The organism is Pseudomonas sp. 29 (assembly GCF_002754355.1).
Classification (GTDB): Bacteria; Pseudomonadota; Gammaproteobacteria; order Pseudomonadales; family Pseudomonadaceae; genus Aquipseudomonas; species Aquipseudomonas neuropathica.
The window spans coordinates 5,008,315-5,018,766 of record NZ_PEEY01000001.1; the positions used below are offsets into that span (position 1 = coordinate 5,008,315).

Genomic DNA, 10,452 nt, shown 5'->3' on the forward strand with positions numbered 1-10,452 from the left:
CGTTCTTACTCCATGAAAAGGGCTGGACGGCTTCACTGTAGGCGCGTAGGTTCTGGCGCATACGCCAATCACCCCACGAATTACGCCAAATGCCCAAAGCCATCCACGTACTCGCGTTTGCCAACATGCAGATCCTCGACGTCACCGGCCCCTTGCAGGTGTTCGCCTCTGCCAACGACATCGCCCGTCAGCGCGGCTTGCCGATCCCGTATGCGCCGAGCGTGATTGCCAGCGGCGGCGGGGCGGTGATGTCCTCGGCGGGGTTGGCGGTACTAGCCGAACCGTTGCCCGAAGCGCCCAGCGATACGTTGATCATCGCCGGTGGCTGGGGCATTTATCCTGCCGCTGAAGACGTGCTTTTGGTCGATTGGGTACGCGAACACGCGGGCAAATGTCGACGCGTGGCCTCCGTGTGTACGGGGGCATTTCTGTTGGCGGCGAGCGGCTGGCTCGATGGCCGTCGCGTGGTTACCCACTGGACGCGATGCGAACAACTGGCGCAGCAACATCCGAATTTGCACGTCGAGGCCAATCCGATTTTCATCAATGACGGCCCGGTCTGGACCTCGGCGGGGGTTACGGCCGGCATCGATCTGGCCTTGGCCATGGTTGAAGAGGATCTGGGCAGCGACATCGCCCTGGACGTCGCCCGGCATCTGGTGGTGTTCCTCAAGCGCCCGGGCGGGCAATCGCAGTTCAGCGTGACCTTATCCTTGCAGAATCAGGGCAATCGCTTTGATGAACTGCACGCGTGGATCGCCGAGAATCTCACCTGCGACCTCGGCATCCCGACCCTCGCAGAACAAGCCGGCATGAGCGAACGCAGTTTCGTCCGCCACTACCGCGCCGACACCGGCCAGACCCCGGCGCGGGCGATCGAATTGATTCGCGTCGAAACCGCCCGGCGCTTGCTCAGTGACACCGGTTTGCCGGTCAAACGCATCGCCGCCAATTGCGGTTTTGGCAGTGAAGAGACATTGCGCCGAAGTTTTCTGCGGGCTATCGGGGTGACGCCGCAGGCTTATCGGGAGCGGTTTTCGGTCAGCGCTGCAACAGATCCAGTAATGCCTTGAGGGTTTGTTCAGGAGCTTCCTCGGGAATGTTATGGCCGACATCGGGCAACACACGCCGCTCATAAAAACCGGTGAAATGCTCTGCGTCTTCATCCTCTTGTGGCGCAGGGCCGACACCGTCGTCGGCACCGCACAAAGAAATGGTCGGCACGCCAATGGTCGGTTGCCGAATCAGCAAATCTTCCATCAACTCAAACGCCGGATCTCCCGCGACGTACATGAAGCGGTGGCGATAGGAGTGGATCACCACGTCAACGAAATCAGGGTTGTCGAAGGCAGGCGCGGTCAGGGGAAAACGCTTGGCAGCGTGCGACCAGGTCGGAGACCAAAGCCTCCAGAGCAGCTCACAAAACTCCCGACGATTGTGCTTCAGGCCCTCAACGCCACGTGGCGTGTGGAAGTAATACTGATACCAGAACCGATGCTCGGTCTCGGGATCCAGCGGTCGAATCGAGTTGGGGATGTCCTGCAGGTTGTAGCCATCACCGGTCACCAAGCCGTGCACTCGTTCCGGAAATAACGCCGCGACGATGCATGCCGCGCGACCACCCCAGTCATACCCGCAGAGCGTGGCTTGTTCGATGGAGAGTGCATCCATCAAATTCAACAAATCCTGAGCGAGTGCGGCTTGCTGGCCTGAGCGCAGTGTTTGTGCATCGTTGAAGCGAGTCTGCCCATAACCGCGCAGGTACGGAACGATGACTCGATAACCCTGAGCGGCGAGGAGCGGCGCGATTTCATCGTAAGCGCGAGGGGAATAGGGGAAGCCATGAAGGAGGATCACCGGCACACCGGTTTCCGGGCCATGCGCTTCATAGGCAATGGTCAGGCTAGCGGTTTTGCAGAACAGAATCGCTTTTCCACTCATACCTGGCTCCTGTTATCCGAACAGCACCTTCTGCCAATGATCTTCACTGATGATGGCGATCGGCACGCCGCTGTCTCTCAGCTCAACGGCTTTTTTGATCTTCGTACCATAGCTGCTGTGCAGCCACTGTTCATTGCCGATGCTGCCGATCACTAGATAATGGATTTTCTTGCTGACACCTGCACCTATCATTCCGCCGCGTTCTACGATCAGCGATTCACACGCTTTGCGCGGCCCGTAAGCCATAACACCGGTAAACAGAAAAACACGATTGGCACAGTCCAGAGTTGGGGCTGGACTATCGAGCGGCAGGCTGTTGGGCACACTGAAGGTTTGTGCTGCGCCCACTGGCAGGCCGGCGAACTGATGAAGAATCTCCAGCAATTCCACCGATTCATCGGCATCCAATAAACCGTCGCTAAGCATGCCCTCAAGACGCTTGTAGAGAATATTTACCACCGGATCCCCCAAGTGAACCAAGTGGGTTTCGATCCAGGTCTTGAGAAACTCGGCTTCCTGCTGATTGATCTTGCCATCAGCGGCTAGCCCGGCAGCGACCCCTGCCAGTGCGTCGGCCGAACGCCTGTCAATCCGCGCTTCGTGAAAGAAACGGCTGTTTTGAAATTCCTGATGCAAATCGACCATCGCTGTTTCTCCTTAAACCTCAGCTTCCGCCACCTGATTGAAATACTTCGTTCGATCCGGGGTAAACGTCACCCGCATCTTCGTTCGCGAGCAGGTCAACGAGCGTTCTTCGTTCAGATCAATATCCAGATCCTCACCGCGCAAGCCTTGCCACTGCGCCAGATACTTCAGCGAGCCATATTTCTCGTTTTTCTTCAGGCTGCGGCTCACGCCACCTTTCCAGCCGAGCACGGGCAGTTCGCCAGCGAGACATTTTTGCGCGAGGTCGGGGAAGCGGGTGGCGCGCTGGCGGCCGATTTCCCAGCACTTGATCAGGCCTTTGTCCGCGGCTTCCCAGAGTTGGGTGCGGGTCAGGCCGCTGCGAAGCGGCGTGTCGATGGTGCGCTGGACGTGCTGGGACATTCTGGTTCCTTGAATTCGGGTTTTATTGGACAGCTCCGCTGTGCCCGTTGCGGTGGATGGTAGGGGTGGATGTAACAGCTGGCAACAGGGTATTTCCGGGTGTGACTGCGAGTTGCAGGGCAGGCACGGTTCGGAGGATGTTGACCATTTGTAGTCTTACGGCAGTTGAAAACTGTGCTGAGGGAGCTTGCTCCCGCTCGGCTGTGCAGCAGGCGCAAAGTCAGGCAACCCGGTGCTTCAGTGGGATTGGCGAGGCAGATTTCAGGGCCGCTTCGCGCCCCGGCGGGAGCAAGCTCCCTCGCCATAGGGGGTGGGAGTGAGCCTGCTTTTGCGTAGGTGTCAGTCCTACAATTGGTTGTTGATGCAGACTATTTCCTACAGCCTTTGGTGACAATTACGGCTGCCAGTAACTCTTTTCCCCACTCAGCTTGCGGTCGAGAAAACTCGCCGCACTGATCAACGCCAGATGCGTCAAGGCTTGCGGGGTATTACCCAAGTGCCGGCCATGGGCGTCGAACTCTTCGGCGTAGAGACCCAGCGGATTGGCATAGCGCAGCAATTGCTCAAACTCCAGATGGGCTTTTTCAACCTGCCCCGCGCGAGCCAGGCATTCGACGTACCAGAACGAACACGCGGCGAAGGCGCCTTCAGTGCCGGCCAGGCCATCGATATTGCTGTCGTCATTGCGATAGCGATAAACCATGCCGTCGCGCACCAGGGTCTTTTCGATGGCCGCAAGGGTCGACAGCCAGCGCGGATCCTTGGCGCTGACGAAACGCACCAACGGCATCAACAACATCGAGCCATCCAGCGCGGTGCCGCCCTTGTACTGGACGAAGTGCCCGCGCTCCTCATTCCAGAAGTTGTCCCAGATGTCGGCGTAGATCGCCTGCCGGGTCGAGTCCCATTGCGCAAACGGTGCCGGTAACGAGCGTTTCGAGGCCAAGCGAATCGCCCGGTCCAGCGCTACCCAGCACATCAGCCGTGAGTGCAGGAAGTGATGCTGCTCACCGCGCATTTCCCAAATGCCGACATCGGCGGTCTGCCACGTTTCACAGACTTGATCGACCACTTCGCGCACATGTTTCCAGCCTTCATGGGAAATCGCGTCGCCGTACTTGTTGACCAGATACACCGCATCCATCAGCTCGCCGAAGATATCCAGCTGAATCTGATCGTAAGCGCCGTTGCCGATGCGCACCGGTTGCGCACCGCCGTGACCGGACAAGTGCGACAGCTCGGTTTCCGGCAGTTCCTGACGACCATCGATGGCGTACAGAATGTTCAACTTCATCGGCTTGCCGCAGCAGTCGCTGACCCGTCCGCGCAGCCAGCCCATATAGGCGTTGGCCTCGCCGACAAAGCCCAGGCGCATGAACGCGTACACCGTGAACGAGGCATCGCGGATCCATGTGTAGCGGTAGTCCCAGTTACGTTCGCCGCCCGGCGTTTCCGGTAGACCGAATGTGGCGGCGGCGAGAATCGCGCCGTGTTTGCGTGAGGTCAGCAGCTTCAACGCGAGGGCCGAGCGGTTGACCATTTCCCGCCAGCGTCCGCGGTAAATCGACTGACCGATCCAGTCGCGCCAGAACTTCAATGTGCGTTCCATGCACAAGTGTCCGGCGCCTTCGGCGAATCGTGGATCATCAGTCGCCCCGAGCATGAACGCCGCCGTTTCATTTTGCTTGAGCGTGAATTGTGCCACCGCCGCTTGCGCGTCGATCTGCATCGGCTGGTCCGAAGCCAGGCGCAGTGACGGTTGGCCGGAAGCGCTAAATGTCACGTCTTGTTGATCCATCTGAGCTCGGGTGTCGGCTCGGGCGTAATCGTGGCGCACGGCGCAGCGCATGGTGAAAGTCGCTTCGCCGCTGACCACGCGCACCCGACGCATCAACAGCGGCAGGTCATCGGCGTTGTCCGCCACTGGCAGCAGATCGGTGACTTCGACCACCGCGCGCTCACTCAGCCAGCGGGTTTGCAGAACGTTAGTGTCGGGCAGGTAAATCTGTTCGCGGCGCGCGTCGGGCAAGTCCGGCGCCAACTGGAAAATCCCCGCGTCCGGGGTGTCCAGCAACGAACAGAAAATCGACGGACTGTCGAATTCCGGCCAGCAGAAAAAATCCACACTGCCACGGTCGTTGATCAGTGCCGCACTGCGCATGTCGCCGATGATGCCGTGGGCGTCGATCGGGCTTTGTCGTTCCAGGTGATGCTCAGCCATTGCCGCGAAACTCCGGATAGAGGCTCATGCCGCCGTCGATGAACAGGGTGGTGCCAACGATGTAATCGGCGGCATCCGAGGCGAGAAAGACCACGGCGTTGGCGACGTCTTGCGCGTCGCCGATGCGCCCGTAGGGAATCAGATCAAGCAGCTTTTCGCCGGCAGCGCCTTCGGTGGCGTCTTTGTTGATCGCCGTGCGAATCGCCCCCGGCGCGATGCCGTTGATGCGAATGCGTTGATGGCTGACTTCCTGTGCAAGGGTCTGCATCAACTGATCGACACCACCCTTGGACGCGGCGTAATTGACGTGCCCGGCCCAGGGAATGCGCTGGTGCACAGAGCTCATGTGGATGATCTTGCCGGCCGCGCGGGACACGCCTTCACGAACGCCCTGGCGATTGAAAATCCGCAGGGCAGCGCGGGCGCAGAGAAACTGCCCGGTGAGGTTGACGCCGATCACCGCGTTCCAGTCGTCGAGGGTCATGTCCACAGCGGCGGCATCTTTTTGCATACCCGAGTTGGCCAGCAGAATATCCAGCGAACCGAAGGCATCGATGGCCGCCGAGAACAGCCGCTCAACCTCGTCTTCCTTGGAGACATCAGCGCGAATGGCGATGGCCTGCCCACCGTCAGCGATGATTTGCCGGGCCAGTGCTTCGGCAGGCTCGGCCTGGCGGTTGTAGTTGATGACCACCGCCGCGCCGGCAGCGGCCAGGGCTTTGGCGCACGCCTGGCCGATGCCGGAGCTGGCGCCGGTGATCAGGGCTGTTTGTCGGGCGAGGGAAATATGCATGCAAAATCGCGCCTGGGGTCAGTGGGCTTATTTAGCTGACTGACGGGCGGCGGCGAGAGTTCATCTTGCAATCATGAAAAGATCGACAGCTTCAGACCTGATAGCGACCACTGGTGCGATGCCATTCCACATTGCCGGCCAGCCAGCTCTTGACTCCGCCCAGGTAACGTATGAGCGGCGCTGATGCGTGCGGCAGTACGGCCTGTTCTGCGGCCTCGTACAAACGCATGATCTCGTCGTGAATGGCGGCACTTTGCGCCATTGCTTGTTCCGGCGAGCAGTGCTGTTCGCGGATCAACAGCAAGGGCAGGTTGAAGTCACCGATTCCGGCTTGCTGCTCCTTCAGCGCCGAAAACAGATCATTGGCAATGATCGTCGCGCTGGCGGCCAGTGCCGTCACGCGTCGCACGTCGGGTGCGCTATACACATTGGCCGGTAGTTCGTAGCCTGCAATGATGTCGATCAACGACAGGCACGGCAGGAAACTGTTGACCTGACGGTGGGCCAGATATTCCCAAAGTGCTGGCGTGAGACCTTCGGTGCGCCAGGCCGCTTCGGCGCTCATGGTCACGAACATGGCGATGATTTCATGGCGCACGCGTGCCACCTGTGCCGGTGTGGCGAAGGACTCCACCCGCGCCAGATACCCGCGCAGAGCGACCAATACCGGATCGCCGCTCAATGCCCGCTCAAGGCCGGGGCGGAACCGTTCGCTCAAGTAAACCGGTTCCAGCGCTGCCAGCGCCACGGACAGGCGTGGGCCGACCATTTTCGGTTCAGATCCGGTTCTCTCGTCATCGCAGTAGTAATCATCGACGGCGAACAGGGCGGCAAAACATTGCGCCGCCAGCAGCAGGCGGTCCGGATCATCCGTATCGTTATGACAAAGCACAGCGAAGCGCCCGAAGCCCATCGCCCGCACTTTTTTGTGCTGGCCTGGAAAAATCCCGACCTGCTCGATCCACGGCATGAGGCGATCATCCACTTCTGCCGCCAGAGACGGGTCGACTCTAAAAGGGGCAAGTCCATACAGCGGCGGGACAGTCCAGGGCGATTGCATCGGCGATTCCTTCGCGGTTGAGCGCAGGGTCATCAGAGCCCGATTGGCGAAAAAAGGCACCTGTCAGACCTGACAGGTCTGCGCGCTTTGCGACAGATGGTCATCCTGGATCCAGAGTCTGACGGAGGTTTCTGTCGGTCTGATCAGTTGCCAGCGGCAGGCCGGCAGGGGCGACTGAGTCATCTGTTCAGCGAAACGACCCGGGGCTTCGCACCTTCACATTCCACCAACAATTCCCTGCTTCCACGCCACCCGACCCTATGGCAACTTGGCGGCCCTTGATGAGGCTGCAGTCCATGGCAAACCCCTACCGCGAATTGTTCAACGCCCCCGGCGCACGGAATTTTGTCCTGGCCGGAATGATCGCGCGCATGCCGATCTCCATGACCGGTATCGGCGTGATCACCATGCTGTCGCAGTTGAAGGGCGGGTATGCGCTGGCCGGCGCGGTGGCGGCAACCTTTGCCCTGGCCACAGCGTTTTGCGCGCCGCAGGTATCGCGTCTGGTTGACCGTTATGGGCAGCGACGCATTCTGCCGGTATCGGCATTGATCGGCGGCGGGGCGCTGCTGCTGTTGCTGCTGTGCACGCGGTTGCAGGCGCCGAACTGGACGCTGTTTATCTTTGCCGCGCTGGCCGGGTGCATGCCGAGCATGTCGGCGATGGTGCGGGCGCGCTGGACGGAGATCTATCGTGGCCAGCCGCAGTTACAGACGGCTTATGCGTTGGAGTCAGTACTCGATGAAGTCTGCTTTATCGTCGGTGCGCCGCTGTCGGTGGGGCTGTGCGTGACGCTGTTTCCCGAGGCCGGACCACTGGCGGGACTGTTGATGCTGGCGGTCGGCGTCACCGCGTTTGTCGCCCAGCGCAGCACGGAGCCCTCGGTGCATCCGCATGAGCCACACCATCAAGGCTCGATCATTCGCTCCACGGACATGCAGTGGCTGCTGTTGTTGATGACCGCCATGGGCGTCATCGTCGGTGTGATTGATGTGGTCAGCGTCGCGTTCGCCCAGCAACAGGGGCAGCCGGCGGCGGCGAGCATCGTATTGTCGGTGTACGGAGTCGGTTCTTTCCTGTCCGGTATCGCGTTCGGTGCGATGCGCTCGAAGCTGCCGTTGCCGCAGCTGTTTTTGTACGGTGGAGTGGCGACGGCGGTGACCACATTGCCGCTGTTGCTGGCGAGCAATATTGTTGGATTGTCGGTGGCGGTGTTCGTCGCCGGGCTGTTCTTCTCACCGACGCTGATTGTGGCGATGGCGTTGATCGAGCGCATCGTACCGCCGGCCAAGCTCACTGAAGGCCTGACCTGGCTGGTGACCGGTTTGAGTATCGGCGTGGCGGTGGGCGCCGCCGGCGCCGGTGCGCTGGTCGATGCCTTCGGCGCGCGCAGCGGCTTCTGGCTGGCGATTGCAGCCGGGGCGGTAGTCCTCGCATCGGCGGTGCAGAGTTTCCGTCATCTGAAGTGATCGGCTAACCGACTAATTCCCGCGCTATCTCATCCGTTCTCTTTTACAGATAACCCTATTGAGGTAAACGCGGTGACAAAGCTGACACTGCTGTGCCTGCCCTATTCGGGCGCCAGCGCCATGGTCTATAGCCGCTGGCGGCGCCAACTGCCGTCGTGGCTGCACTTGCAACCGGTGGAGCTGCCCGGGCGCGGTGCCCGTTTCGACGAACCCCTGCAAATCGACATGCGTGCGCTGGCCCGGCAACTGGCCCGCGAGCGCAAGGCTGGCTTGCAGACGCCTTACGCACTGTTCGGGCATAGCCTCGGCGCGCTGCTAGCGTGCGAGATGGCGCATGCCTTTCGCGAACTCGGAGTACCGGAGCCGGTGGCGTTGTTCGCTTCCGGTACTGCTGCGCCGACGATGCGCAGTGACTACGATCGCGGCTTTGCCGAAGCGCGCAGCGATGAGGAATTGATCGATCAGTTGCGCACCTTCCAGGGCACCAGCGAAGAAGTATTGGCCAACAAAGAACTGATGAGCCTGACCCTGCCGGTGCTGCGCGCGGACTTCATGATGTGCGGGCGTTTCACGCCGGCGCAGCGTCCCTTGCTCAATTGTCCGGTGCACGTGCTGGGCGGCAAGGAAGACCGCGCGACCACCGAGCAACTGATCGGCTGGAGCAAGGAAACCCTGGGCAGTTTTTCCGTGGACATGATGACCGGTGGGCATTTCTTCATTCATGAACACGAAGCCCGGGTCATCCGCACGATCAAGACCCATCTGGAAGTCCATCAGCGCCGTCATGCGCAGGCTACGGCACCGGCGTTTTAGCGCGCGGTTCACCTATCGAGTGATTACAGGAGGCCAGTCATGGCTGTTGCTGTGGGATTTTCCGTTCGGCCACTGCTGCCGCAACGGGGGCGCTTGCCGTTGTTGGTGGAAGCGACCGATGCGGACACTGACTTGTTGGCGGTGTTCGATGAATTGAAAGAACTGGTGGACGAGCATCTGCTGCGCGACGGCGGGGTGCTGTTTCGCGGCTTCCGTCTGAACGGTGCCGAACAGTTCCGGCAGTTCGCGGCCAGTTTTGGCCATCCGTTGTTGAACTATGAATTCGGTTCGACGCCGCGCACCAACGTGACGCAGGGCGTGTACACCTCCACCGAATACCCGGCGCACCAGAGCATTCCGCTGCACAACGAGCAGGCTTATTCCCGCGACTGGCCGATGAAGATCTGGTTCTACAGCATGATCGCCGCCAAGTCCGGCGGCGAGACGCCGATTGCCGACAGCCGTGAAGTTTATCGGCGCATTCCGTTGGCGATTCGCGAGCGCTTCGTCAGCAAAGGGCTGATGTATGTGCGCAACTTCGGCAACGGTTTGGATGTGGCTTGGGAAGACGTGTTCAACACCGACGATCGCGAGGTTGTCGAGGCCTACTGCAAGGCCCACGGCATTGTCTGCGAATGGAAGGACGACGGTGAGTTGCGTACTCGCCAGACTTGTCAGGCGGTGGCGGTGCATCCTGTGACCGGCGACAACGTCTGGTTCAATCAGGCGCACCTGTTCCACATTTCCAATCTGCAAGCGGAAGTGCGCGAAAGCCTGCTCGATATCGTCGACGAAGAGGACTTGCCGCGTAACGTCTATTACGGCGATGGTTCGGCGATTGAAGACGAGGTGCTGGCGCAGATTCGCGCGGTGCTCGACGAGTGCGCGATCAGCTTTCCCTGGCAGGAGGGCGATGTGCTGATGCTCGACAACATGCTCTCGGCGCACGCGCGTTCGCCATTCGAGGGGCCGCGCAAAGTGATTGTCGCCATGGCGGAAGGGCATTCACAGGGGCCGCTCTGAGCCATCCCCACGCCTGGTGGTAAAGCAGCCGAAGCCGGTCTCGTACCGGCTTCGGCGTTTGTGTGCCTAGCGTCGGGCCGCTGTT

10 protein-coding genes are annotated in these 10,452 nt (G+C 60.5%); 4 read left to right on the forward strand and 6 right to left on the reverse strand.

What is annotated here, in order from left to right; translation table 11 throughout:
• Positions 1 to 89: 89 nt before the first annotated feature.
• Positions 90 to 1,073, forward strand: a complete 984-nt coding sequence (locus CLU80_RS23255; RefSeq protein ID WP_099758485.1) for a GlxA family transcriptional regulator — start codon at positions 90 to 92, stop codon at positions 1,071 to 1,073.
• Here the strand turns inward: CLU80_RS23255 and CLU80_RS23260 are convergent.
• The 6 genes from CLU80_RS23260 to CLU80_RS23285 all read right to left on the reverse strand — a co-directional run bounded on the left by CLU80_RS23260 (position 1,042) and on the right by CLU80_RS23285 (position 7,095).
• Positions 1,042 to 1,941: an alpha/beta fold hydrolase gene (locus tag CLU80_RS23260; RefSeq protein ID WP_099758486.1), complete on the reverse strand. Its 900-nt coding sequence runs from the start codon at positions 1,939 to 1,941 to the stop codon at positions 1,042 to 1,044. The two genes, CLU80_RS23255 and CLU80_RS23260, sit on opposite strands and share 32 nt — an antisense overlap.
• Positions 1,942 to 1,953: 12 nt before the next feature.
• A complete protein-coding gene (locus CLU80_RS23265) occupies positions 1,954 to 2,586 on the reverse strand; it encodes a BRCT domain-containing protein (protein WP_099758487.1) in 633 nt (210 codons plus the stop codon).
• A gap of 12 nt (positions 2,587 to 2,598) precedes the next feature.
• Entirely contained in the window at positions 2,599 to 2,988 is a 390-nt protein-coding gene (locus tag CLU80_RS23270; RefSeq protein WP_099758488.1) for a hypothetical protein, read from the reverse strand.
• A gap of 394 nt (positions 2,989 to 3,382) precedes the next feature.
• Positions 3,383 to 5,209, reverse strand: a complete 1,827-nt coding sequence (locus tag CLU80_RS23275) for a glycoside hydrolase family 15 protein (protein ID WP_099758489.1) — start codon at positions 5,207 to 5,209, stop codon at positions 3,383 to 3,385.
• Positions 5,202 to 6,002 carry a glucose 1-dehydrogenase gene (locus CLU80_RS23280; RefSeq protein ID WP_099758490.1) on the reverse strand — a complete coding sequence of 267 codons (801 nt, stop codon included), beginning with the start codon at positions 6,000 to 6,002 and terminating at the stop codon, positions 5,202 to 5,204. The genes CLU80_RS23275 and CLU80_RS23280 overlap by 8 nt, the downstream gene beginning before the upstream one ends.
• Positions 6,003 to 6,093: 91 nt before the next feature.
• Positions 6,094 to 7,095: a family 2 encapsulin nanocompartment cargo protein terpene cyclase gene (locus CLU80_RS23285; protein WP_286079762.1), complete on the reverse strand. Its 1,002-nt coding sequence runs from the start codon at positions 7,093 to 7,095 to the stop codon at positions 6,094 to 6,096.
• A 263-nt stretch (positions 7,096 to 7,358) separates the two neighbouring features.
• Here CLU80_RS23285 and CLU80_RS23290 point away from each other — a divergent pair, with 263 nt between their 5' ends.
• The 3 genes from CLU80_RS23290 (at position 7,359) to CLU80_RS23300 (ending at position 10,367) form a co-directional block, all read left to right on the forward strand.
• A complete protein-coding gene (locus CLU80_RS23290) occupies positions 7,359 to 8,531 on the forward strand; it encodes an MFS transporter (protein WP_099758492.1) in 1,173 nt (390 codons plus the stop codon).
• A 72-nt stretch (positions 8,532 to 8,603) separates the two neighbouring features.
• Positions 8,604 to 9,344 (forward strand): thioesterase II family protein, encoded by a 741-nt coding sequence (locus CLU80_RS23295; RefSeq protein WP_099758493.1) that lies wholly within the window; start codon positions 8,604 to 8,606, stop codon positions 9,342 to 9,344.
• Positions 9,345 to 9,383: 39 nt separating this feature from the next.
• Positions 9,384 to 10,367, forward strand: a complete 984-nt coding sequence (locus tag CLU80_RS23300) for a TauD/TfdA family dioxygenase (RefSeq protein WP_099758494.1) — start codon at positions 9,384 to 9,386, stop codon at positions 10,365 to 10,367.
• Positions 10,368 to 10,452 lie beyond the last annotated feature (85 nt).